This is a genomic window from Oceanobacillus manasiensis, from assembly GCF_000724085.1.
Lineage (GTDB): Bacteria > Bacillota > Bacilli > Bacillales > Amphibacillaceae > Oceanobacillus_B > Oceanobacillus_B manasiensis.
Map to the genome: position 1 here is coordinate 585,897 of NZ_CCDL010000001.1, position 24,390 is coordinate 610,286.

At 39.3% G+C, this 24,390-nt stretch carries 25 protein-coding genes; 16 read left to right on the forward strand and 9 right to left on the reverse strand.

Annotated elements, in window-relative coordinates; translation table 11 throughout:
- Positions 1 to 92: 92 nt before the first annotated feature.
- Both BN985_RS03115 and BN985_RS03120 read right to left on the reverse strand, forming a co-directional pair.
- A complete protein-coding gene (locus tag BN985_RS03115) occupies positions 93 to 686 on the reverse strand; it encodes an NADPH-dependent FMN reductase (RefSeq protein WP_408634656.1) in 594 nt (197 codons plus the stop codon).
- Between the two features lie 284 nt (positions 687 to 970).
- Positions 971 to 2,260 carry an MFS transporter gene (locus tag BN985_RS03120; RefSeq protein ID WP_232225525.1) on the reverse strand — a complete coding sequence of 430 codons (1,290 nt, stop codon included), beginning with the start codon at positions 2,258 to 2,260 and terminating at the stop codon, positions 971 to 973.
- A 228-nt stretch (positions 2,261 to 2,488) separates the two neighbouring features.
- Between BN985_RS03120 and BN985_RS03125 the strand changes: the two genes are divergently transcribed.
- From BN985_RS03125 to BN985_RS03135, 3 genes are all read left to right on the forward strand, one after another.
- The gene (locus BN985_RS03125; RefSeq protein WP_042221040.1) at positions 2,489 to 3,577 is read left to right on the forward strand and encodes an NAD(P)-dependent alcohol dehydrogenase; all 1,089 of its coding nucleotides are present in this window, start codon (positions 2,489 to 2,491) and stop codon (positions 3,575 to 3,577) included.
- Between the two features lie 109 nt (positions 3,578 to 3,686).
- The gene (locus BN985_RS03130; protein ID WP_042221041.1) at positions 3,687 to 4,436 is read left to right on the forward strand and encodes a hypothetical protein; all 750 of its coding nucleotides are present in this window, start codon (positions 3,687 to 3,689) and stop codon (positions 4,434 to 4,436) included.
- An 84-nt stretch (positions 4,437 to 4,520) separates the two neighbouring features.
- Positions 4,521 to 5,501, forward strand: coding sequence for a Gfo/Idh/MocA family protein (locus BN985_RS03135; RefSeq protein WP_042221042.1), 981 nt, complete (start codon positions 4,521 to 4,523; stop codon positions 5,499 to 5,501).
- A gap of 60 nt (positions 5,502 to 5,561) precedes the next feature.
- Here BN985_RS03135 and BN985_RS03140 read toward each other — a convergent pair whose 3' ends face one another.
- On the reverse strand, positions 5,562 to 6,209 hold the full coding sequence (locus BN985_RS03140; protein ID WP_042221044.1) for a hypothetical protein: 648 nt from the start codon (positions 6,207 to 6,209) through the stop codon (positions 5,562 to 5,564).
- Between the two features lie 530 nt (positions 6,210 to 6,739).
- Between BN985_RS03140 and BN985_RS03150 the strand changes: the two genes are divergently transcribed.
- From BN985_RS03150 to BN985_RS03180, 7 genes are all read left to right on the forward strand, one after another.
- Complete coding sequence (locus BN985_RS03150; RefSeq protein WP_042221046.1) at positions 6,740 to 7,627, forward strand: ABC transporter ATP-binding protein; 888 nt, start codon at positions 6,740 to 6,742, stop codon at positions 7,625 to 7,627.
- Positions 7,624 to 8,730 carry an ABC transporter permease gene (locus BN985_RS03155; RefSeq protein ID WP_042221047.1) on the forward strand — a complete coding sequence of 369 codons (1,107 nt, stop codon included), beginning with the start codon at positions 7,624 to 7,626 and terminating at the stop codon, positions 8,728 to 8,730. The genes BN985_RS03150 and BN985_RS03155 overlap by 4 nt, the downstream gene beginning before the upstream one ends.
- Entirely contained in the window at positions 8,727 to 10,025 is a 1,299-nt protein-coding gene (locus BN985_RS03160) for an ABC transporter permease (protein WP_052360592.1), read from the forward strand. The genes BN985_RS03155 and BN985_RS03160 overlap by 4 nt, the downstream gene beginning before the upstream one ends.
- A gap of 400 nt (positions 10,026 to 10,425) precedes the next feature.
- The gene (locus BN985_RS03165) at positions 10,426 to 11,208 is read left to right on the forward strand and encodes an ABC transporter ATP-binding protein (protein ID WP_042221048.1); all 783 of its coding nucleotides are present in this window, start codon (positions 10,426 to 10,428) and stop codon (positions 11,206 to 11,208) included.
- 3 nt (positions 11,209 to 11,211) lie between these two features.
- Positions 11,212 to 12,219, forward strand: a complete 1,008-nt coding sequence (locus BN985_RS03170; protein WP_042221049.1) for an NAD(P)/FAD-dependent oxidoreductase — start codon at positions 11,212 to 11,214, stop codon at positions 12,217 to 12,219.
- A gap of 3 nt (positions 12,220 to 12,222) precedes the next feature.
- Positions 12,223 to 13,200, forward strand: coding sequence for an ABC transporter substrate-binding protein (locus BN985_RS03175; protein WP_042221050.1), 978 nt, complete (start codon positions 12,223 to 12,225; stop codon positions 13,198 to 13,200).
- A gap of 4 nt (positions 13,201 to 13,204) precedes the next feature.
- Positions 13,205 to 15,190: an iron ABC transporter permease gene (locus BN985_RS03180; RefSeq protein WP_042221052.1), complete on the forward strand. Its 1,986-nt coding sequence runs from the start codon at positions 13,205 to 13,207 to the stop codon at positions 15,188 to 15,190.
- Positions 15,191 to 15,280: 90 nt separating this feature from the next.
- Here BN985_RS03180 and BN985_RS03185 read toward each other — a convergent pair whose 3' ends face one another.
- Positions 15,281 to 16,051, reverse strand: a complete 771-nt coding sequence (locus BN985_RS03185) for an SDR family NAD(P)-dependent oxidoreductase (RefSeq protein ID WP_042221053.1) — start codon at positions 16,049 to 16,051, stop codon at positions 15,281 to 15,283.
- 174 nt (positions 16,052 to 16,225) lie between these two features.
- Here BN985_RS03185 and BN985_RS03190 point away from each other — a divergent pair, with 174 nt between their 5' ends.
- Complete coding sequence (locus BN985_RS03190; RefSeq protein WP_042221054.1) at positions 16,226 to 16,435, forward strand: helix-turn-helix transcriptional regulator; 210 nt, start codon at positions 16,226 to 16,228, stop codon at positions 16,433 to 16,435.
- A complete protein-coding gene (locus BN985_RS03195) occupies positions 16,432 to 16,854 on the forward strand; it encodes a hypothetical protein (protein WP_052360593.1) in 423 nt (140 codons plus the stop codon). The genes BN985_RS03190 and BN985_RS03195 overlap by 4 nt, the downstream gene beginning before the upstream one ends.
- 232 nt (positions 16,855 to 17,086) lie before the next feature.
- On the opposite strand, the gene BN985_RS03200 is transcribed toward BN985_RS03195, so the two are convergent.
- Positions 17,087 to 17,407 (reverse strand): hypothetical protein, encoded by a 321-nt coding sequence (locus BN985_RS03200; protein WP_042221055.1) that lies wholly within the window; start codon positions 17,405 to 17,407, stop codon positions 17,087 to 17,089.
- Positions 17,408 to 17,604: 197 nt separating this feature from the next.
- Here BN985_RS03200 and BN985_RS03205 point away from each other — a divergent pair, with 197 nt between their 5' ends.
- Positions 17,605 to 17,907 carry a YfzA family protein gene (locus BN985_RS03205; protein ID WP_042221056.1) on the forward strand — a complete coding sequence of 101 codons (303 nt, stop codon included), beginning with the start codon at positions 17,605 to 17,607 and terminating at the stop codon, positions 17,905 to 17,907.
- Between the two features lie 15 nt (positions 17,908 to 17,922).
- Positions 17,923 to 18,048 (forward strand): hypothetical protein, encoded by a 126-nt coding sequence (locus BN985_RS19450; RefSeq protein ID WP_269635254.1) that lies wholly within the window; start codon positions 17,923 to 17,925, stop codon positions 18,046 to 18,048.
- An 18-nt stretch (positions 18,049 to 18,066) separates the two neighbouring features.
- On the opposite strand, the gene BN985_RS03210 is transcribed toward BN985_RS19450, so the two are convergent.
- Both BN985_RS03210 and BN985_RS03215 read right to left on the reverse strand, forming a co-directional pair.
- Positions 18,067 to 18,741: an SIMPL domain-containing protein gene (locus BN985_RS03210; protein ID WP_084157439.1), complete on the reverse strand. Its 675-nt coding sequence runs from the start codon at positions 18,739 to 18,741 to the stop codon at positions 18,067 to 18,069.
- Between the two features lie 173 nt (positions 18,742 to 18,914).
- Positions 18,915 to 19,979 (reverse strand): aldo/keto reductase, encoded by a 1,065-nt coding sequence (locus BN985_RS03215; protein ID WP_042221059.1) that lies wholly within the window; start codon positions 19,977 to 19,979, stop codon positions 18,915 to 18,917.
- Between the two features lie 506 nt (positions 19,980 to 20,485).
- Between BN985_RS03215 and BN985_RS03220 the strand changes: the two genes are divergently transcribed.
- Together BN985_RS03220 and BN985_RS18920 are read left to right on the forward strand one after the other, a co-directional pair.
- On the forward strand, positions 20,486 to 20,770 hold the full coding sequence (locus BN985_RS03220; protein WP_042221060.1) for a CD3324 family protein: 285 nt from the start codon (positions 20,486 to 20,488) through the stop codon (positions 20,768 to 20,770).
- 439 nt (positions 20,771 to 21,209) lie between these two features.
- A complete protein-coding gene (locus BN985_RS18920) occupies positions 21,210 to 21,377 on the forward strand; it encodes a hypothetical protein (protein ID WP_156960066.1) in 168 nt (55 codons plus the stop codon).
- 205 nt (positions 21,378 to 21,582) lie between these two features.
- Here BN985_RS18920 and gnd read toward each other — a convergent pair whose 3' ends face one another.
- Together gnd and BN985_RS03230 are read right to left on the reverse strand one after the other, a co-directional pair.
- Positions 21,583 to 22,983 (reverse strand): decarboxylating NADP(+)-dependent phosphogluconate dehydrogenase, encoded by a 1,401-nt coding sequence (gene gnd, locus BN985_RS03225; protein ID WP_408634657.1) that lies wholly within the window; start codon positions 22,981 to 22,983, stop codon positions 21,583 to 21,585.
- Positions 22,984 to 22,998: 15 nt separating this feature from the next.
- On the reverse strand, positions 22,999 to 24,357 hold the full coding sequence (locus tag BN985_RS03230) for a gluconate:H+ symporter (RefSeq protein WP_042222871.1): 1,359 nt from the start codon (positions 24,355 to 24,357) through the stop codon (positions 22,999 to 23,001).
- Positions 24,358 to 24,390 lie beyond the last annotated feature (33 nt).

Below are 24,390 nucleotides of genomic sequence, written 5' to 3' on the forward strand. Positions count from 1 at the left end.
AACTCTCTAAATCCAAAAAAACCCCTATCCATTTGGTAGAGGTTTTTGGCGTTTGGAAGACATGAATAGTCTCAAAATTTTGTTTATATCAATTAACGAATTGTTTTTAATGCAGTTGACCAAGGAAGGAGCTGATCAAGCATTTGGTTAACAGAATCTGCTTGAACAGCAGCTGGTTTGAAGTCTGCTCCGTTTTCAAAGTCTGTGAATAAAGAAAGAGCTGGGTGAACGCGAACATCTGCTACTAACAATTCACCAAGAATACCACGTAAGTGCTCCGTTGCACGTGCTCCTCCAACAGAACCGTAGGATACGATACCTGCAGCTTTGTTGTTCCATTCTGCACGTAGGTAATCTAATGCGTTTTTAAGTGATGCAGTAATAGAATGGTTGTATTCTTGTACGATGAAAACAAAGCCATCCTGTTTTGCAATTACTTCTGCCCATGCTGCTGCACCTGAAGCGTCTGCACCACTTTCACCTAATAATGGTAGTTTGTATTCTGCTAGATCAATAACCGTATAGTTAGCGTCCCCGCGCTGATCTGCCAATTCTTTTACCCAGTTTCCTACCTGTGGGCTTAAGCGTCCTTCACGTGTTGAACCTAAAATAATACCAATGTTTAGTTTTTCCATTGTTGTTTCCTCCTCTTTTTCTCTTCCAAAAAATTTATTAAGTAAACTCATTTCTTCCTCCATCTTAAAGCACTTATCTTGGGTTCTATTTGGTAACCCTAAGGGTAAATTTGCTTTAGTTAATTCATTTATTTTAAATTAAATTATCTTTAATTCAGTATAATAATAGCACTTACTTTTAGTAACGTCAACCTTTTAGTTTTTATTTTACAAAGCATTGGGCTGAGCGGGAGTCAGACAAAGTCGCACGAGAACTACTACATCATTTCCTAGGAGCGGCAAAATAATAAACAATAAACCGTCTACCCAGAGGATAAACGGTTTATATTAATTACCTAAGAAATATTTACTTTAGGAGTCTGTTGTCCTTCAATCTTCTTATCAGAAGGGACAAAGTTTAAGACGATCATGCCTATAATAAATAGGACAATAAGACTTAATATACCTGCATTTGACCTTCCAGTTATTTGTGCTGTTACCCCCATTAAAACAGGTCCTGTAACAGATGCAAACTTGCCAAAAATATTATAAAAACCGAAAAATTCATTGGCATTATCCTTGGGAACGAGCTTTGCAAAATAAGATCGGCTTAAGGCTTGAATTCCACCTTGTGATGTAGCAACAAGCATGGCGAGAACCCAGAAATCAAAAGCTGTCTCAAGAAAATACCCATAGATACATACAACTATATATACAAGGATTCCTATGTTTAACATAATTTTTGCGTTAAACCGATCTGCTAGTCTACCGTATAAGATAGCAAAAGGGGCTGCAACAATTTGAGTGACAAAAAGAACGATTAACAACACAGTGGCACTAACACCAACATCTGTCCCATATGCGGTAGACATGGAAATAATGGTGCCTACACCATCTATGTAGAAAAAGTAAGCAATGAGAAAAATAGTTAGATATTTATATTGTCTAATATTCTTAATCGTATTTTTTAGGCGGCGGAAGCTTGTACGAATTGGCTTAGCATCACGTTTGATCCCATGAACTTGCTTTACATTTTTTAACATAGGTATGGAAAATACTGCCCACCATACAAATGCGATAAAGAAGGCAATTTTACTTGCAGTCGTACTGGATATTGGAATAATTTCCTGCTGAGCCATTAAAATAATAGCAATACTGATTACAAATGGGATAGCACCACCAATATATCCGAGTCCGAACCCTCTGGCAGAAACTTTATTCATTCGTTTGTCTTCGGTGACATCTACTAAAAATGCGTCATAAAAGAGGTTTGACCCTGTTAGCCCAAGAGAAGCTACTGTGAAAACAATGAGTAATATTAGCCATTCGCCTTCTGGAACAAAAATTAGCGAGAAGGTGGAAGCTAGTCCAACCACTAAAAAACCGGTGAAAAACTTTTTCTTATACCCTTCATAATCCGCAATGGTCCCTAATATTGGTCCAATCATAGCTAATATAAACGTAAAGATGGCAATGGTGTACCCTAGATAGGCAGTAGAGTCTGCTGCTGCAACCCCTGCTGCAGTAGCTTGTGCCTTATAAAAAATTGGGAAAATAGCGGCAGTAATAATAATGGAATAAGCATTACTAGCCCAATCATAGAACATCCAACTCGTTTCTTGCTTCGTATACTTTTTTATTTTCATTAAGTTGTCCCCCCTTCCTTTCATTTTACTAAATTTTTCAAATAAAAGAAGCCGGCGGATAAAAAATTACAGAAATTTTATATTTATTAAAGAACTGTAGTACATGATAACTGAAATAGTTTCACATAATAAGGGTTGCATTTACCTAGTACTGAGCACGTAATAACCCTTTCAGAAAAAAGTTAGGTATAATTACTTAGGTAAATATTGTTAGGAGGGAAAATAAGAATGAAAATTAAGGGTGCCGTGGTACACGGAAATGGACAAGAATTCCAAATAGAGGAATTGGAACTTTCCGAACCGAAGGAAAATGAAGTCTTAGTAAAAGTTGTTGCAGCAGGGGTTTGTCATACAGATGCTGTTGCACGTGACCAAATGATCCCAGTACCACTTCCTGCTGTACTTGGGCATGAAGGTTCGGGGATTATTGAAAAAGTTGGAGCAGGTGTTAAAACGGTTGAGCCTGGTGATCATGTTGTATTATCTTTCTCATCCTGTGGAAACTGCGAAAACTGCTTAACAGGACACCCAGCCGCATGTATACATTTAACTGAATTTAACTTTGGCGGAAAAATGCCTGATGGTACAAATAGACTTTATCAAGGAGATCAAGAAGTTTCTACATTCTTTGGTCAGTCTACCTTTGGTACGTATGCTGTTTCTCATGAACGAAACGTTGTTAAAGTGGACAAAGATGTAGACCTTAACCTTCTTGGACCACTAGGATGTGGAATCCAAACAGGTGCTGGGACTGTGATTAATAAATTACAACCAGAGTTCGGTTCAACTATCGCGATATTCGGTTGCGGAGCTGTAGGACTAAGTGCCATAATGAGTGCGAAATTAATTGGCTGCTCTAAAATTATTGCAGTAGATATTCATGATAGCAGATTAGAGTTAGCTAAGGAGTTAGGTGCAACACATGTTATCAATGGTTCTGAAGTGGATACTCTAGAAGAGATTAGAAAGATTACGGACGGAGGAACAAACTACGCTGTTGAAACAACAGGCGTTTCACCAGTTGTTGTACAATCTGTACAAGCCCTGCGCAGCTTAGGAACAGTTGCTGTTGTCGGTGCCACTGGAGAAGTTACGTTGAACGTGCAATTAGATTTGTTAAATGAAGGAAGGTCTATTGTGTCAGTAGTAGAAGGAGATTCTATTCCTCAACTATTCATTCCTAAGCTAATTGAGTACTATAAAAATGGCCAATTCCCGTTTGATAAATTAGTGAAATTTTATGAGCTTGAAGAAATTAATCAGGCGTTTGAGGATTCTGGAAAAGGTACGACAATTAAACCAATATTGAAAATCTAATATAATTTATAGGAATTTCTATGCGAGGCGGTTATACTCATAACCGTCTTTTTTCTTGTGGTTTTTGTTAGAATAAAGAAAAAAGTATTATATTAGGGAGCAGGATGGCATGAAAAACATTTACGCATTTGAAAAGATAGAAGACTACCAAAAACACCAACCTATTATTGAACGGTTCAGTGAAAAGTTAAAAGATTACCAGCAGCTTCTAGAAAAAGACTATGCGCTAAAAAGCTTACCTGAAGGGATTGTATGGACATCAAAAGAGTTGGCTACAACGTCTTTTTCCAATGTACCAATTCCAGCTTTCACAAATAAAGATCTTATTTATTTTTCTCCTGATTTACAGAGTTGGAGGAGTCTTTTTATTAAGCAACTAGAGGGACGGGAAAACCCCAATATAAAAAACTTTTATGAAAACCTTTCGGAAGAGCATATATTTACAATAGTGGGTCACGAACTAACACACCACTCTGATTTGTTTCTCGATGAGTTTGATGAGCAAAGAGAAGATGGGATATGGTTCGAAGAGGGAATGTGTGAGTATTTACCTAGAAAGCTGCTACTAGATGAAAAAGTGTTTACCAACATTACGAATATTGAACAAGAGTTGGTAAACATGTTTAAAGATAAATATGGAAATCGTTCCTTAGAGGAGTTTGGAAGTGCTAGTTATCAAGGGAGTTTAAGCAGTATTATGTTTGATTATTGGCGTAGCTTTCTTGCTATTAAATATATCGTAGAGGAAAAGGCGAACCATGATATCCAGCAGGTTTTCCGTGAATACCATAGGTGGCATGAAGAAGGAAGAAAGGTTACCTTAGTAGAACACTTTGAAATCCAAAACTTATTTGCCTAGCAGCACTAGTAAAGATATGATTATGCTACTATATACATAAAGGTTTCACTACAAAAAAGGGCGTATAAACAAGGGGGAACTCACTTGAAGTTAGATAAAGTTCGTTGGGGAATGATTGGTTGTGGTAACGTAACGGAAGTAAAAAGTGGACCAGCCTTTCAAAAAGTTGAGGATTCCGAGTTAGTAGCAGTGATGCGACGGACTGGTGAATTAGCGAAAGACTACGCAAGACGTCACAATGTGCCAAAATGGTATGATGACGCGGATGCGCTTATTCAGGATCCAGAGGTAGATGCTGTCTATATTGCAACACCACCTGGATCTCACAAAGAATATACCTTGAAAGTTGCAGCAGCAGGGAAGCCGGTTTATGTGGAAAAGCCGATGGCAGTTAATTTTGCGGAATGCCATGAAATGATAGCGGCATGCAAAGCAGCCGGAGTGCCGTTATATGTTGCCTATTACCGTAGAGCGCAGCCCCGATTTTTAAAGATAAAAGAATTGCTAGAACAAAATGCAGTTGGAGATGTCCGTTTCGTCTCTACTATGCAGTATAAAAGAGCATCAGATGAGGTGAAAAAAGGGGAAAGCCTACCATGGAGGTTGCAGCCGGCATTGTCTGGAGGTGGACTGTTCTTCGATGTAGCTAGTCACACACTAGATATCTTAGATTTTTTACTTGGTCCGATTAAGGATGTACAAGGAATTGCGTCCAATCAGGCGGGTTATTACCAGGCTGAGGATATCGTGACAGGTACATATCAGTTTAATTCAGGTGTACATGGTGTGGGAAGTTGGTGTTTTGCTGCATTTGAGAATGTGGACATAAATGAAATCGTTGGCAGTGAAGGAAAAATCACTTTCTCCACGTTTGGTGATGATCCAGTTGTATTAACAACTGCAAATGGAAAGCAGAAATGGGCGTTTGAACGACCGCAGCATGTTCATCAACCTCTTGTAACAATGGTGGTAGAAGAACTAACTGGAAAAGATAATAAATCCCCAAGTACAGGCGAGAATGGTGCAAGAGCTAACTGGGTTCTAGGAGAACTAAGTAAGAGATGATGGGTGGTTCTCAGGCTGATGCCATGTATTAGCATTAGCCTGAGAGATTAATACCTATGCTTATGGAGCATTGTTACGATTACTCCATAAGACAACCGCTAACCAAATGCAGCTAATTGCTACCAATGCTCCATGAGCCACTCGTAATGGCTGGTCAAAGAAAAACTGTGGCAAGTAAAGACACATTCCTAGTACGAATAGAAAGCCAGACATTTTTGGTAATTTACTAGATTTCCAAATGCCAATTGCTAAGAGGATCGATGCGATCAGTAGAAGCAATAGACCGATCACAAACATTACTAGACCTGCCCCAGAACGAACGACGACGGCTTGACTCATAAGATCAGCAGATTGTTGCGTTAACGCTTCCTGCCCAATAGCATAGAGGCCGAATGTTTCCCCACCATAATAGGGCAAGATAAGCCCTACTCCGATGGCACTCAGGACAAAACCCCAATAAGAAAACGTAGCTCCAGTTGATCCTTCCAATGCTCGATGAATGCCAAATAATCCTAAAGGTAACAACATAAAGGCAATCATGCCAAATATATGGGAAAGTACCCACTCTTGAGAAGCGAATGCTTCTGCTCCCTGCAACGATTTCTCGTCGGAAAAAGGGCGTAACGCTGGATAAGTAACAAATAAAATGGCAGCTATGAAGAATGATAAAGCACTAACGTGAGTTCTTGCTGCTGTTGTTAAAGCCATGTTTTTTCCTCCTTTAACTTAATGAGTATCTGTCTTCATTTAGTTTACTTTGAGCATAGACATTTAATTAGAGTGTTTTAATGAATTTTATGTAATGTTTTATTTACATTAGAAGACTATAAAATTTATGGGGTGTCACCATGGCTTTGCTACACTAGAGCAAAAAACGGCTTTGGTTTTACCGATTAATATAAATGAAAACCTGGATCATGTCTTGAATACTTATTTTAATGGCATTAATCAGGCTTACGCAGGAAAACAAATCCCTTCCTCCCACCAAATCCCGTTCATTAGGAAAAGGGAATTTAATTAAATTTAGAACATTCAATTTTCCTGTTGATTATCTAACAAATTATGGTAAAATTTCTATTGTTATGACAATTTTTTCTAAATGTCGTTACCCCCAAGTGTGTAGTTGATAATGATAACTCCACATTTAAGGAAATTTACATCCTCTTAGTAAAACTCCACATGATCTCTTTCCTTAGAAAACCAACTTACAATTAAATATGAGGAAGAAGGTAATTCTTATGGCAATTCTAGCATTACATCATTTATCAAAGACCTATAAAAAGCAGCTTGTATTGAACAAGATTAGCCTGACAATCGATTCCCCTGGGATATGGGCGCTCATTGGACCAAACGGCGTAGGGAAAACAACATTACTAAATGTTATAACGAATATCCTCCCTGAGTCGTCAGGAACTGTGGAACTGTTGGGGGAATCGAATAAGGGACATAAGGTTTTTAAAAAGGTATCGTTTTTGCAAGATAATACCGTTTTGTTTGATTATCTAACTGGTTACGACCATCTTAACTATGTGTGCAAGGTACATAAGCTAAACAAAGAAAGAGTGAGAGAAGTTGCCGAACAAGTAGGAATGGAGAGCTATCTCAAAAAAAGAGTTGGCAACTATTCATTGGGGATGAAGCAGCACTTATTGCTTGCAATGTCTATTGTAAATGAGCCCGAGCTTTTATTACTCGATGAGCCATTAAATGGCCTGGACCCCACAAGTGCAATTTTAATGCGAAAAATACTACTAGAATTAGGGAAAAAGAATACTACCATTATTCTTTCCTCCCATAACTTAAATGAGATTGATCGTCTAACCAAAAATGTGTTGTTTTTGAAGGATGGGAAGTTACTAGAAGTAGATATGAGTGAACATGAGACAGTCTCTTACTATTTCACCTTACCGAACCCAAGTGAAGCTCATGCTATTTTACGAGAAAAGGGATACATTGTCGAAGAAACCGCTAATGGTATTGTTACCGAAATCCCAAGTAGTAAACTGGATATGCTTATTGATGAAATCAAAGACCACTCCATCGAAATAAAAGATATTCATAAAGAAGTTACTGGTTCAGAAAAACTGTATGAAGAAGTCTTTGGTGTGAGAGGTCAACAGAGATGAATCTATTATTATTTGAGTTCAAGAAAATTATTCGTACAAAGGCATTTCCGATATTTTTAATTGTTACGTTAGCTCTCATTACAGGTTTGTTTCTAAGGAATGTGATACTCCAAGATACGATAGTTGCGCAAAAAATTGAGCATTTTTCAGAATATGCCTCTGAAGTCTCTAGCGAAAATACAGGCGATAATATGACCTTGCATAGAGATGGACCTAACGCTGCTATTGAAGAAAGATTAGAAGTGGGAAAACTATTAGCTGACCAATTATCCCAGCTTTTGGGTGCGATCCAAAACAATCTATGGGAAGAAGAATTGCAGGTTGAGATAGAGGTATATGAAACGGCAATTACATATAAGAACATGAATGGCAATTTTCGAGCAAGCATTGCTGATATGGAGGACATTAGCCGACTAAATGAGGAACTGTTACGTGTTGGTCTGCCAAAAGAGAACATGGATTTATCTATACAGACATCTATCTTTCTAAAAAAGGTAGTATCCTTATTTCTTAGCACACCTGGCTTCTTAGTGTTTCTATTAGTGCTTGGTGTAAGCATAACAAGAGAATTTGAAGACCGGAATATCCAGATGGTGTATGCTCTCCCCATTGCGAGGTTGCAATATGTACTTACAAAGTTTACAAGTGTACTCCTTTGTGGTGTGTCCTGGTTGGCCGTCGTCTTTATTACGTCATACTTGTTACCGTTAGTTTTTGGTCATAATGAGGGAAATATCTTTCATTATCCCCTCTTTACTGCAGAAGGGAATTTTATAACAACAGGGGATTACGTGAAAAAGACTATCCTGTATAGTGCTCTATTTATGACGTTTACGGTATCACTACTCACCCTGCTTGGATTTTTGACTAAGAATACAATCGTGTCATATTTAGTAGGAATATTTGTGTTTGTTGGTAGTTGGATTGTAATCGAAAATGGTATGGTGTTTTCATTGAATCCTCTTACATACCAAAATATAGATGCTAGTTCCTTGTATCAGCAGGGTTATGATGTGAAAGGTATATGTGCACTGCTTATTGCTTCTGTTGTTTTGCTGGCTTTAACTAGTAAAGATAGTTGGAATTGGAGGTCGGCAAGGTGAAAACATTAGGATTTGAATTCTTAAAGGCCATAAAAAAAAGAACAAACATAGTTGCACTTCTTTTAACCCTACTTGCAGTTGTTAGCCTTTACTTCTTTAACTATACTGTGGCAGAAAACATCCATGAAGCCAATACTACAAGATTGCAAAATGATGTATTAAGAATAGAAGGATACGTCCAAGCGTTTTTAGAGGAAAAGGAAGCTGCGGAAGAAGCGAACAATGTAGAAGAAGCAGAAGAACTAGCGATGATGGTAGAAGAAAACGAGAATTTAAAGATAGCAACACAAGAAAGAGCGAGGGCGTTTGAAGAGGAAGATTGGCGGACCATATTAGAAGGTGATATCAGTGATTTACAATTTCAGTTCGATTCTTCATACGGTACTGATACACCTGGGCACGATATTGAAGGCCAAGATACGAATTGGTTTACATTTAGAGCTACCCTTGAAGAAAAACAGTTTCAACTGGAAAATAACCTCAATCCGATGATCCAGAATGAGACAGATATAGCTTTTTTACCAACCGTTTACGACAACTTCACTGGTAGAGCTTTAGAAGCCTGGGACAATATGACAAAACGTTATGGAACAACGGGTTATCTATTTTTATATCAAGTCATCCAATACCTATATATCCCAATCATCATCCTAATTGGCTGTTTTATCTTTGGGAATAGCATTTCAACCGAGGCTAGCATGAAGAGACGTGGCTTACACTTCTATGCAACGCTTCCTGTAAGAAGAGGTACGGTTTATCTTACTAAATTCACAAGTGGGTTCCTCTACACTGTGGTTTTTACATTCCTTATGTTAGGTCTTCCACTGCTATGCAGTTTGTTTACAGGTGGTACAGGGGGCTTGGATTATCCTGTGTTGGTGTATGACGGGCCTACTCTAAACCCATTTGGGGAAGAGTACACACAGCTCAAGGTAATGGAGGATACGTTTCATTTTATAACGCTTAAAGAATATTTTGGTTATATTGTTTTATTCACCATCCTGTTCGCGTTATTTATTTACTCTATATATTTTGTTCTATCCTTATTTGTTAAAAATCCAGGGATTACCCTTTTTCTAACTGCATCGATCTTATTTATCGGGATGCATTTTTTCCAAAGTCCTTATAGCCCGTTTAGCTATATTGATATTCACCAGATTATTAACAGAGCAAAATTAACCGAAACAATTAATTTAGATTACTCCTATAAGATTGGTATCATCCTTTTTCCCACCATTGGGATAATACTTGCTGTATTGGGATATATAAAATTTCGATTCCGAAAGCTAATTTAATGTGAAATTTTTTGCAGTGAGGAAGGCCATCTTGTGTAGATGGCCTTTTTTGTGTGGCGGGAGAAGTAGGTGATCAACCAACCAGAATTGCCAGAGAATCAACCTAGAATGAAGAGAAATCAACCAAGATAGCCAGAGAATCAATCAAGAATGAAGAGGAATCAACCAAAATAGCAAGACAATCAACCAAGAACGATGAGGAATCAACCAAGTCAGAGGAATTATCAACCAATCCCACACAACAATCAACCAACTCAACTACGCAATCGATCACACCAATTCACCCCCCCCTGCCAAAATTCCTACAAAACAGTGAAAACTTTGCGAATTCAATTGACAAATCAGACATATACCTATAGTATCAGTAGTAATGATAATCATTATCAATTGAGGTGGACATATGATACATGTAGAAGATGTGCAAGTCGGTTATGGCGACACACTTATTATAGATTCTTTAAACCTTAGCATTCCTAAAGGGAAAATTACGACGGTAATTGGACCGAATGGTTGTGGTAAGTCGACTTTAATTAAGACGATTGCCCGAATTTTAAAAGCAAAAAGTGGAGCGATTTATTTAGATGGAAAGGCCATCAGTCAAACATCCACCAAAAATATAGCGCGTAAAATGGCCATTCTCCCACAGTCAGCAGAAGCGCCAGCTGGGTTAACAGTGAGAGAATTGATTACATATGGTCGTTTCCCGCATCAGTCTAAGTTTGGTAAACAGAAGCAGGAAGACCTTGATGCAATTGACTGGGCACTTGAGGCTACAGGACTGAGCGATCTAGAGGACCGTCCGGTAGAAGCATTATCTGGTGGTCAGCGTCAGCGAGTTTGGATTGCTATGGCATTAGCCCAGGATACGGAAGTTGTAATTTTGGATGAACCAACAACCTACCTTGATATGGCTCATCAGCTGGATATATTACAATTGCTGGATAAGCTAAACAAAGAACAAAACAAAACGATCGTGATGGTATTGCATGATTTAAACCATGCTTCAAGGTTCTCACATAATCTTATTGCAATGCGTGATGGAAAAGTAATCCAACAAGGTGCACCACACGAAGTGATGACGGCGCCAAACTTGCAGGATGTATTCCAAATCCAAGCGATGTTGACAGTTTGCCCGTTTAGCCAGAATCCAATATGTCTTTCGTATGGCATGAAGGAGGCGTAGCCCATGTATGATGTAACCATAATAGGCACAGGTCCAGCAGGATTGTACGCAGCTTTTTATAGTGGATTGCGTGGAATGAAAACAAAGCTCATTGACAGCCAGGCAGTGCTAGGTGGCAAGCTGCATGCCTATCCGGAAAAGATGATTTGGGATGTTGGCGGAATGCCACCAGTATTGGGGGAGCAGCTCATCACCCATTTATCCGAACAGGCTGTACTTTTCGATCCAACGGTGGCTCTTAACACAAAAGTGGAAGGGATTTCACAGCAAGAGAATGGGTTTCTATTATCTACTGCAGCAGGTGAAAGCCATACTAGTAAAACAGTCATTCTTGCGACAGGTAGTGGGATTCTCACACCGAAAAAAGTTGGCTTATCGGGTGAGGAAAGATTTATTCAATCAAACCTGCATTATACTGTAAAGTCCTTAGCTCGTTTCAAAGATAAAGTAGTCTTAATTTCAGGTGGGGGCCACTCGGCAGTGGATTGGGCTAATACATTAGAACCAATCGCGAAAAAGGTTTATGTCACTTACCGAAAGGACCATTTTACAGGCCATGAAGCTGACATCCAAAAGCTGTTAGATAGCTCTGTTGAAGTAATCTATGAATCTGTCATTACAGGTTTAAATGGGACAGATGTGATAGAGAGTGTGACCTTAAATGACACAGACAAGCTTGCTGTAGATGAAGTTATCATTAATCACGGCTATGACACAGTAAACGACTTAATTGAGCAGAGTGATGTAACGATTAACATGCATCCTGAGTATGGAATACAAGGAACCAGCATGGCAGAGACCTCTGTTCCCGGAATTTATGCTGCAGGTGATGCCATTAACTATGACGGGAAAGTCAATCTAATTGCGGGTGCATTTCATGATGCGGCGAATGCTGTAAATCGTGCAAAGCAGTTTATTGAGCCTGCTGCTGTTAAAACAGCGATGGTTTCCTCCCATCACGAATCTTTTAAAACCAAAAACAAAAAAATATACGCGGAATTGGAGTTATAAGAAATGAAAAAGATCTTATTTATGTTATTAGTTGGTGTTCTTGTTTTAGCAGGATGTATGCAAAAAGATGAAGAGGATACTAGCTCTAACGAGTCAGAAAATACAGCAAGCGAAAAAATTGTAATTGAAGATGGCTATGGTGAACAGGAATTTGATCAGGCCCCACAAAAAGTTGTTGCAATAGAATGGAGTATTGTTGAGGAATTACTAGCCGTTGGTGTACAACCAGTCGGTGTTACAGATATTGAGGGCTTTAATAAATGGGTAACCATTGACGAAAAGTTAGATGACAGTGTAACAGAGGTTGGATTGAGAACAGAGCCGAATATTGAAGAAATTGCGAAGCTTGAGCCAGATGTCATTATAGGCATGAAGGGGTATCAAGGCGAACTGAAAGAAGAGTTAGAGAAAATCGCTCCGGTCGTTATGTATGAAAACACAACCGATGAAGCAATTGAGAATTTGTATGCTGATATGTTAAAAACATTTAAGCAAACCGCTATGTTGGTTGGAAAAGAGCAAGAAGCCGAAGACCATATTACGCATTTAGAGGAGCGGATGGCAGAAGGGGCTGAAAAAATCGAAGCAGCAGATTTACCGACGAAGGAATTTGTTTTCACACAAGCCTATACGGTAAATGAAGCACCTACCTTCCGCTTGTTTACAGAAAACTCTACTGTAAGCCATGTGTTAGAAGGTTTAGGACTTACAAATAAAATTCAAGATCAGGATCCTCAGTCAAGCGGATTTATTGAAGCAAATGTAGAAGGTGTATCAAATTATGATGAGGCACTCTTCATTCATACCGTGCAAGAAGATGATCCGTTATTCGACAATCTTGCAGATAACAGTGCTTGGAACGGCCTAAACTTCGTTGAAGAAGATGCGATGTATGATGTAGGTCCAGGAGTTTGGACATTCGGTAGTGTCCTATCTATGGAAACCTTAATTGAGCAGCTAGAAGAAGCGCTCGTGAATTAATGTTATGAATGTAAAAGCTACGCTATATTTCATTGGAAGTATCCTATTGTTTCTTGTCCTTGGGCTCATTCATGTGAGCCAAGGACAAGCTTCAGGTGGGTTTTTTGCATTTTGGACAGAGGTTTGGCATGATGAGCGTCAAATGAATTTCTTATTACATAGTCGGATGCCCCGCTTCGTCATTGGTTGTTTGGCGGGTGCAGCTTTAGCGGTAGCAGGAATGCTACTGCAAACAATGACCAAAAACCCCTTAGCAAGTGCGAGTACGCTTGGTATCCACGCGGGGGCCTACTTTTTCGTGGTCTTTTTTACCATTTTCTTTCCAGGTCTTACTGGAACTTCCCCCATTGCTGTAACAATGGCTGGGGGTATATTAGCGGCACTCTGTGTAACATTTCTTGTTGGAAAGTCACTGGATCCTGTTCGGATCGCGTTAACAGGGATGATTGTAACGATGCTGTTTTCCTCGTTTACAAGTGCGTTACAGCTGTTATTTCAAAATGAAGTTTCTGGACTTTTCTTATGGGGCGCAGGAACGCTCTTACAGCTAGATTGGGGTGGAGTACAGTTTGCAGCACCATGGATACTCATTACACTTGTTGTAGCACTAATTGTAAGCCGGCGATTTGATATTTTGTTATTAGGTGAGGAAACGGCGATTGGCCTTGGTCAAAATGTTACATTAAGTAAGTTGTTGGGTTGGGCAATTGCGATCCTGCTTGCCGCAGTTACAGTAACGGTTGTGGGACCAATCGGGTTTGTCGGCATTATTGCTCCCCATTTAGTAAGACTTATGGGATTTCGTATGCATCGAACAATGATTCTCGGTAATATCGTTGTAGGGGCGAGCTTATTAATTGCGGCGGATATTTTGGTTCGTATCATTTCTCAGACTTCTGAGCTACCAGTCGGGGCAATGACGGCTATTGTTGGAGCACCTTGGCTTGTTTACTTAGCATTAAAAATGAGCTCAAATTCGCGAGCATCAGGTAATGCTTTAGAAGGTAAAATACGAATAACAAAGCCCAAGGTTTTTTATCCTATTCTAGGGGTTGTAACACTACTAATTATTATTACGAGTTTGTCTTTTGGAGGCACAAGTTTTACGAAGTTATTCGCTTTGCCACAAGAGATTATGTATAACCGCTTTGTATGGGATTTACGTGTTCCACGTGTGTTTGTAAGTTTTGGTGTCGGGATGATGATGGCAGTAAGTGGCCTATTATTACAAACGGTGCTACGTAACCCGCTTGCAGAAGCTTCCGTGTTAGGGATTACCTCAGGAGCAAGTGTGTTTGCAATGGTGTTTATTATTGTTTTTCCTTCGGCACCTTTCGTATTCATTCCAATTGGCGCATTACTTGGAGCCCTTATTACGATGGTCATCGTTTTAGCAATAAGTGCACGAAGTGGATACCAGCCAATGATGCTTTTACTGATGGGGATTGCAATTTCGGCTGTAGGAGCTGCAATTATTCAAATATTGCTCGTAAAGGCAAATGTACATGCAAGCCAAGCACTAACATGGCTAGCCGGTAGTACATATGGCGTGGGCTGGAATGATTTTATCATTTTTATAATCACGATTATTCTCATTCTACCAATTATCATTTATCTCGCTACAACGTTTGATATCCTTTCCTTTGGGGATGCCATTTCGATTGGCCTTGGAGTGAAAACGGATCGTATGCGATTACTAATGGTTGTATTAGGTGTCGTCCTGTCAGCTATTAGCGTCTCTATCGTCGGGGCGATCAGCTTTGTTGGCTTACTGTCACCACATATTGCAAGGCAGCTTGTAGGTCCTAAACTGCTACGTGTACTCCCATTGACGTTAGCGGTTGGTGGTATCCTACTTCTGTCAGCAGATTTTCTCGGCCGCTTTATACTTGCACCAAAGGAAATACCTGCAGGGATCATCGTCTCCTTGATTGGAGCGCCATATCTTCTTTATTTATTAAAGAAAACAAACTCAGTTAAAGGTAAATAGAAAAGCATCCTGCCCTTGTGAAGGGTAGGATGCTTTTTAAAATAGGAGAAGGAAAGCTCTCCCGCGGCTTGTCATTAATTGCGTTTCTTATTAGCTCGTTTGCTGTCCACCATCTACGCGATACTCTGATCCTGTAATGAATTTACTTTCATCAGAAGCAAGGAATAGTACGAGGTTGGCAATGTCTTCTGCTTCCCCGTAGCGTGCTAGTGGAATTGCTTTCGTCTGCTCTTCTTTTGAACTGTTTGGGTCGTCCGGATTTTGACCTTTCTCGATGGAACGCATCATCCGTGTGTTAACTGGGGACGGATGAATGGAATTAACACGAACTCCTTTATCTGCGACCTCCATTGCGGCTGATTTTGATAAGCCAATAATAGCATGTTTGGAGGCAACATAAGGTGCCATACCTGGAAAACCGCCAAGTCCGGCAACAGAAGAAGTATTAATAATGCTTCCACTTTCTTGCTCTGACATGACAGGGAGTACATATTTCAACCCAAGGAATACGCCATCGCCATTAACTGCCATAACCTTTTGATAGTCTTCCAGTTTCTGTTCAGCTATTGGGGCAACAGTTCCCTCTATACCAGCATTATTGAAGAAAATATCGATAGAACCGAATTCTTCCTTCGCTTTATTTACATATCCTTTTACCTCGTCTTCGTCTGTCACATTTGCTTTTGCAACAGCTACTTCACCATATTGATCTAAGTTTGACTTCACTTCATCTAGAGCATCCTGATTCATATCTACTAGTAATACCTTGGCGCCTTCTTTTAAAAAGAATTCGGCTGTTTTCTTCCCGATACCGCCTGCGCCCCCTGTAATGACTGCTGTTTTACCTTCTAATCTAGGCATAAAGATACCATCCTTTCTTTTGAGTTTTATCAGAATTAGTTAATATATCCTATATTAATTCTGTTCCCGAAATAAAGGCAACGAAACATGAGGTAAAGATATCTTTACATACCTAAAGAGATTTGTTATTCTAAACGTAAAGATATCTTTACCATAAACGTGGAGGTCGAGCTCATGGGTGTGATCAATCATATTAAAAAGATCCGCAAAGAAAAAGGAATCACACAGATTCGAATGGCAGAGGATTTACAAGTGACACGCCAAACGATCAACGCAATTGAAAAAAAAAAATATAATCCAAGTTTAGAATTAGCTTTAAAACTAGTAGCCTATTTTAATGTTCCGATAGAAGAGATCTTTATCTTAGAGGAGGATGAAACATGAAAAAAACTGAAAGGAAAAAGTGGGGAGCGTTCTTCGAAAAATGGAGAGGATTTTTTATTATTGGATGCACTGCATTCGGTGGGATTTTGGGAGCGGTTCTCGTGTACCTTTTTAGTGGAGAATTTCCTTACGAGGTTGTACTTGGTAGTTTAGTTGGGGCAGTCCTATTAGTAATAATAGAAGTGATAAAGAAAAAGCGTAAAAAAGACAATGTACCTGAAGCAGATGAACGGGTAGCCCACAATGTATTTCGCTTTTTTGCATTCTCTTCCCATCTTTTTTTAGCCGTTCTATTTATAGGTATGACTATTTTTACTCTTATAGGAAGTGATAATATCCCGCTTCTCTATTTATGGATTTTCTTCTTTGCATATATTTGGATTACGGGGATCGGGTCTTTCATTGCAAAGCGAAGATAGTCGTTTTCTTTACACACTATGCAGTAAAGAGTATCAAGATATAGGCAAAGCTTGTGTAAAAACCCCACTCTTAATAGTTGGTATGCTACATTAAATGAAAAGAAACTCGCTTAAAAGAGGAAATCGTGCGGACAAGGCATTGTATATGGCAAACAGGATGGTCGGAATACAGTAAAAACTATAGCCGGGAAACTGATCTTGCTTCCAGATAGAAGGAAGGTCAGTTTCTAGTTTACCCTTTTAAAAGTGCCTTATCGTCTTTGGAAAGGGCTTGTCCGCCAATTGTAACGCTCTTATCAAGGCTGATCTTATCTCCAAGCATGGCATCTTCTGGCAACACACAGGGGATAGCCTGCTGTACGAGTTTCCCCTCTATGTCATAAAATAAATAGCCTTCCTTTTCATCTATAATAAAGGAATTAATTTTCATGTTGGGTGTGATCAGCAACGTAATTTTCTCTTGATCATTCCAGATGACTTTCAGGATGGTTTTCTTTTTTGTTTTCTTTTCAACAAATGCTTTTAAATCTCTTAATGAAACGGTCTCTTCCATAAATTAGCCTCCAAGTGTTCATCAGGTTATTCTTGCCCTAACTTTAGCATAAAATTAGTTGCGTGATAAGGAGATGGTTAAAAGGGGGAGAAGTTTATTTCGTAATGGGGGATGGGGTTTTCTGTATGGGCATTCCTATTGTTTGAAACAAAGAAGAGATCTTCCACGTATAAACAGCAAAGATAGGAGGTACTGAAGTGGGTGAAGAGAAACAGACAAGATCAGGGAAGCTACGAAGGAAATGGATAATCACCATCAGCGGTTTTGTGATTATGATGATTGTATTCGTTCTAATAGATGGCACATTCCTTGAACCAAACAACAATGTAATAGGTAACTTTGCAACTCGTATAGTAGAATGGAATTTTTTTTCCGATTATTTAACCTTTTATGGAAATGCGTTTTTTAATATCATTACGGTTCTTGCTATACTCCATATCATTTTTCATGGAATAAAGGATTTATTACTGGTTAGAAAACTGCAAAAGCCAAAGAATTAGAGGGGAGGTAACATTGTGTTTGAAACCACCATTGAAAAGTTCATTGTGCTTTCGTTAACAACTATTAGTATTACTTCATTCCTAATGTATGCAAACATGAAGAAGCTGTATCAACAAGAAAGGAAAAAGAATGACTTGTGATAACAGCTTCTATTCTTTTTAGTACTGAAATTTCACTTCCAGATTAGCACGGATTTCAAGCTCTCCTGGTTCAATCGGTGTTGCTGCAGCTTCTGCTGACAGAGCCATCTTTGAAAAAGGAATTGGCATCGTTTCTGATAGCTCCTTAATCCGAAAGGGAATGGGATTAAGGTTTACTTGCATGGAAGTAGCGAGCGCATTTGCCTTTCCTTGGGCATTGGCCAATGCTTCCTGGAGTGCTTGTTGTTTGTATGCATCACTATTTTGGACAGTGAATTGAATAGAGTTGACCTGGTTTGCTCCACTCTCTACAGCTGCATCTAATATACTTCCAATTTGATCAATTGCTGTTATGGATACTGAAATCAAGTTTGTCACTTGGTAACCTCTAAAAATTTGTTCTCCATCAACGAAATCATAACGAGGATTCACTGTATAACTAGTGGTTTGTATATTTTCCCTGGGTATGCCCAAACGTAGCAATGCTTCAATAACCTGGTTCATGGCCTCCGCATTTGCTTGTTGAGCTTCAAGGAGGGAGACGTTTTCTGTCATAACTCCTAATTCCACATTCGCGATGTCAGGCTGTACGGAGACAGAGCCATTCCCTACTACCGTCATAACTTGATTTGCACGGTTATGATCGTTGGGCGTGTTCTGCCTATAAACATTTACATAAGGATAATACATCATCAATTCCCCTCTCCGGTCTTTTTAAAATACTATGCCAGAACAGGAGAAATGATTAGAGTAGTTTATTAAAAAAAGCGGAGTTAGGTATTCATATCCATTCAATTGGGTAATAAAAATGAATAAGGAAGGTTACAAAAAGCATTGGGTCTCTAGCCAATGCCTTTTCATGTCATTTAAATACCTAATGTTTTTTTATATTCCTCTAAATATGGCATTTCAGAAGGGGAGCCTTGATCCATGGCAGCCATTACACGGTGCCAAAGTGGATAAATTGGTGCCGGACGTGCGACAGACTCAATTTTGTCATGCTCTTCCTTTGTTAGCTTGATTTCGTAGGAGTCGATATTCTCCCGTAATTGCTCTTCATTTCGTGCTGCGATGACTACAGGTCCAATATTAGGTCGATCTTTTACCCAAGAAAGTGCGATTTGCGGAACGCTCGCTCCGCGTTTTTCAGCTACTTCTTTTAAGGCATCGATGACGTTATATAATCTTTCGTCATCCATTACCCAAGGCTCTGGCCATCCCTCGCCCTGTCTTGTGTTTTTCGGCGCATCGTTATCGCGGTCAATTTTACCTGTAAGCAATCCCTCACCAAGTGGACTCCATATCATAGAGCCAATGCCCATTTCACTTGCTGCTGGTAGTAGCTCATATTCCGCTTCACGTGCTTCAGGAGTGTAGTAAATTTGCTGACAAACCGGTGCAATATAGCCAGGCTTTTCGGCAATTGATAGCGTTCTTGCTAGTGCCCAACCACTATAGTTGGAGACACCCCAATAACGAATTTTACCTGACTTGACAAGCTCAGTCATCGTTTCAACCGTTTCTTCAATCGGTGTACGTCCATCCCACAAATGAACAAAATAAAGATCGATATAGTCTGTACCAAGACGCTCTAATGATTGATCAATAGAGTTCTTTAAGTGAATCCGGGAAGCGCCCTGTTCATTTGGGCCATCCCCTATCGGGAAGCCAGTTTTTGAGGTTAATAGCACTTCATCTCGGCGCCCTTTTATTGCTGCGCCTAATACCCTTTCAGCATCACCGCGAGAATACAGGTTTGCTGTATCAAACATATTGATGCCAGCGTCCAATGCAATGTCGACCATCTTGCGTGCTTCTTCCTCTTTCACATCTCCTGCTGGCTCAAATCCATTTGTACCACTAAAAGGAATTGTACCAAGTATATATTTCGGTACACGAAGACCTGAGTTCCCTAGATTAATATACTCCATTATATCCCTCCATGTATTATTACGCTTTATTATAGAATTACCCTGGTTGGAAGGGAGAATAAACGTTAGGAGGCAATGAATGAAAAGATTGTGAAATGACCAAGTAGGTTTTAGCAAACCCCTGAGGAATCTATTTCACCACCGCAGTATAGTCATAAAATAGATATAATCATTCTTTCCCTTGTGCTTACTGCCTGTCCTATGAGTTAATAAGGGTGTCGGACCGACAGACTCTTGTGAAAGGAGGCTGATTATGAATTACGCAGAAATTGAGGTGATTTCCGCATAGCGGGAATCGCAACGTAAGGGGTCGCGTTTTGCGACCCCTTTTATTAACAAATTATTATTCGGAAAATTAGCATCTTTCGGTTGTGGAAGAAGTAGATTATACTTAAGGACAAAGGATCAAAAAATAAAATTAGAAGAAAGGAGATGAAGTCGCATGATTAATTGGAATCTGTACACACATCGAATCAATGGATACCTTTTAAAGGAGGACGTAAATCGTGCAATACAAAAATGGAAAAGAGGTTCTTCCCCCTAACCTGCTAAAAGAAATGCAGAAATATATCCAGGGAGAACTGATTTACATCCCTAAGAAAAAGAGTCAGCGTGCGGGATGGGGAGAAGTAAACGGTTCACGGGAGATACTTGCCCAGAGAAATGAAGAAATTTTTAAAATGTCTAGAGAGGGAACATCCCTTGAAGAGCTTGAGCAGATGTACAATTTGTCTGTAGACAGTATTCGAAAAATCATTTATAAAACGCGAAACATTTGTGATGGATCGTAAAAGAGTTCATATAAAAAGACTAACTTATAATTAGGGAAGCGTGGTAAAAGAGACATCTGATTACCACGCTTTTTAATTTTTCCAGTACAGAACAATTTCTAAAGAAAAACTTGTAAAGAATGGTTATAACAATTCTTTCCCTTGTTCGGCAAGGTTGTTTAGTGAGTTAATGAATATGTAGCGATAGCTAATGGTGAAAGGAGGCTGCAGTATGTTGAATGCATCAAATAAGGTGATTTTAGTATAGGTTGTTCAAAAAGTCCGGTAAAAACTTTTTGAACACGCACTATAAACAGAAGTTGAAATAATTGGTATTACCACCTGAAAGTACTCTTGATTAATATAAGAGTAAATTTCGGGGATATGTCTGTCACCATGCCGTCCTGAAGCCTTCCCGGTTGTTGAGAAAAAAGTAAAACAACGTAAGGGAGGAATCACCGTGTGTTATCATTTAGATATTTATAGAAGTATTACAAACGACCATATAAATAATTTAAGAAAAGAAGCTTATGAGAATAGAAGAAGAATGAGAGATAATGACGCAATGAATTGGTGGATGAATACAAACATGCTTTTCATATTGTTTTTTCGATCGGGGAAAGGCTAATTGAGTAAAAGGCAAAAGATGGATGTTACAGTCTCAAAAAGAGAATGGTTTAACTTGTTATAACAAATTTCAGTTTACTACGAAAATCATGAAAATGAAGATTAGAAAAAGCCAAGAGCTAGTTTGTTTACAGACAGACAGATTCTTGGCTTTTTATATAAAAATAAACTCCCCTAAGCCACTGCTTAAGGGAGTATTGTTTACTTTAATACCATTCTGTATGGAAAATTCCAGCCTTATCTTTACGTTCGTACGTGTGTGCTCCAAAATAATCACGCTGTGCTTGGATCATATTGGCGCCACTTTGTGCGGAACGATAGCCATCATAGTATGTTAATGAGGCACTAAAACAAGGTAAGGACATGCCATTTTCCATGCCTTTCATTGTAACCTGACGAAGCGATTTTTCGTATTTGCCTGCTTTTTCCTTGAAGTAAGGTGCAAGCAGTAGATTAGGTAAGTCAGGGTCAGCTTTGAAGGCTTCACTAATCGGATTTAGAATATCGGCTCGGATAATACAGCCGCCTCTGAAAATCAAGGCGATCTCATCGAGTTTCAATTCCCATCCATAGTGATCAGATGCCTGTTTGTATTGATGGAAGCCTTGCGCGTATGCCGCAATTTTTCCCATGAATAGTGCTTCCTTGACTAGGTTGAGCCACGTATCCTTGTCGATTTCCTCATTATTAATAGTCGGGCCTGCTAATTCTGCTTCCGCTAAAACACGTTCCTCTTTTAGTCCGGAAAGATATCTAGCAAATACGGACTCTGTGATGATGGAAAGTGGTACGCCGACATCTAAAGCATTTTGACTTGTCCATTTACCAGTACCTTTGGAACCGGATTTATCGAGAATGACATCAATCGTTGGCTGCTTCGTCTCTTCATCCACATGAGTGAGAATCTCGCTCGTAATCTCAATCAAGTAGCTTTCCAACTCTGATTCATTCCATGATTTAAATACATCTGCAATTTCGTTTACAGTAAGTCCCAGCTTTTCTCGTAGGAATTGATAGGCCTCTGTAATTAATTGCATGTCTGCATATTCAATTCCGTTGTGCACCATTTTTACATAGTGACCTGAACCTTCATTACCTAAATAGGTACAACAAGGTTTCCCATCAACCTGTGCAGCAATACTCTCCAAAATTGGAGCAACCTGAGCATATGCTGCCGGATCGCCACTCGGCATGAGAGCTGGTCCGTTAAGCGCACCTTCTTCACCACCAGAAACACCAACGCTTAAAAAGTGAAGTCCTGCATCTTTCAGTTCATGGTATCTTCTATTGGAATCTTGAAAGTTGGAATTACCACCATCCATGATGATGTCCCCTTTTTCAAGTAGGGGGATCATAGATTTAATAACAGAGTCTACAACAGGACCTGCTGTCACCATCAGGAAAATTTTTCTTGGCTTCTCTAAGGAAGCGATAAAGCTTTCTAGCTCGTAATGTGCCTCGGCATTATCATTTGGAAATTCGGTAATAAATTTTTCTGTTAGATCTGGCGTGTAATTATAAACAGCAACCTTCTCTTGGTGATTCACCATATTTTTTGCAAGGTTTGCTCCCATTACACCGAGCCCAAATACACCTATTGAATTCAATTTATGACACATCCTTTAAACAAATATACTTAGTAGTAAAATGAAGCCTAGTCCTACCACGGAAATAACCGTTTCGAGTAAAGTCCATGTGGAAAAAGTTTCTTTCATCGTTAGACCAAAGAATTCCTTAAACATCCAAAACCCTGCATCATTCACGTGCGAGGCGATGACACTACCAGCTCCAGTTGATAAAACCATCAATGCGAGGTTCACATCAGTCCCTTGCATCAACGGAATAACGAGTCCAGCAGTCGTCAATGCGGCCACGGTAGCTGAACCTAAGGAAATTCTTAAGATAGCGGCAATGATCCAGGCTAGTAAAATTGGTGACATACTACTACCCTCAAATAATTTTGCCACAGAATCGCCAACACCACCATCAATAAGCACTTGCTTAAGGACACCGCCACCACCAATAATAAGTAGCATCATACTAATGGAACGAATGGAAGCTTCTGCCGATTTCATGATATTTTTCATTGGAATGCTTCGTGCAATTCCCATTGTGTAAATAGCTAGCAATACTGATAAAAGCAATGCAGGAGTTGGTTCCCCAATCAGGTGAACAATCTCAAAAAATACATTATCAGATACGCCCCAGACATCTTGAAGCAAATCAATAATCGTGGCGAACGCCATTAAAATAACTGGGAAAATAGCCGTAAATACACTAATCCCGAATCCTGGTGTATCTTCTATTTCAAATTGTTTTACTTCGCCTAATGATTTAATATCCCCGGTTTTCTGGAAGGCATCCGGTACGAGTTTTTTTGCAACAATGGTAAACAATGGACCTGCCACAATCACAGTAGGGATCGCAATGATCAGGCCATAGATTAAGACCATACCGATATTTGCTCCGTATTGCTGGGCAATAACTGTCGGCCCAGGATGTGGTGGTAAAAATCCATGTGTTACAGATAATGCTGCAATCATAGGAATCCCTAAATATAGGGTAGAAACTTTTAGCTGTTTTGCAATCTGGTGAATGATTGGAACTAATAGCACTAGACCAACTTCGAAAAATAGGGCAATCCCAATAATAAACGAAGCAATAACAACAGCCCATTGGATATGTTTTTCCCCGAATTTATTAATTAATGTGAGGGCAATACGTTGAGCGCCCCCTGAATCGGAAATAAGTTTACCTAAAATGGCTCCAAAACCAAATATTAGTGCAATGTCTCCAAGTGTACTTCCCATCCCACCTTCAATCGATCCAACAATTTCATCAAGTGGCATCCCTAATGCTAGAGCAACGAGAAAAGCAACAATGATGAGGGAAATAAAGGTGTTTAAGTTTAGTTTCATAATTAATAGTAATAATACGACAACCCCTAACGCGACAATAAAAAGGGGTGTGAGATTTTCCATTACAGACATAACATGTTAGCTCCAATCTAGTTA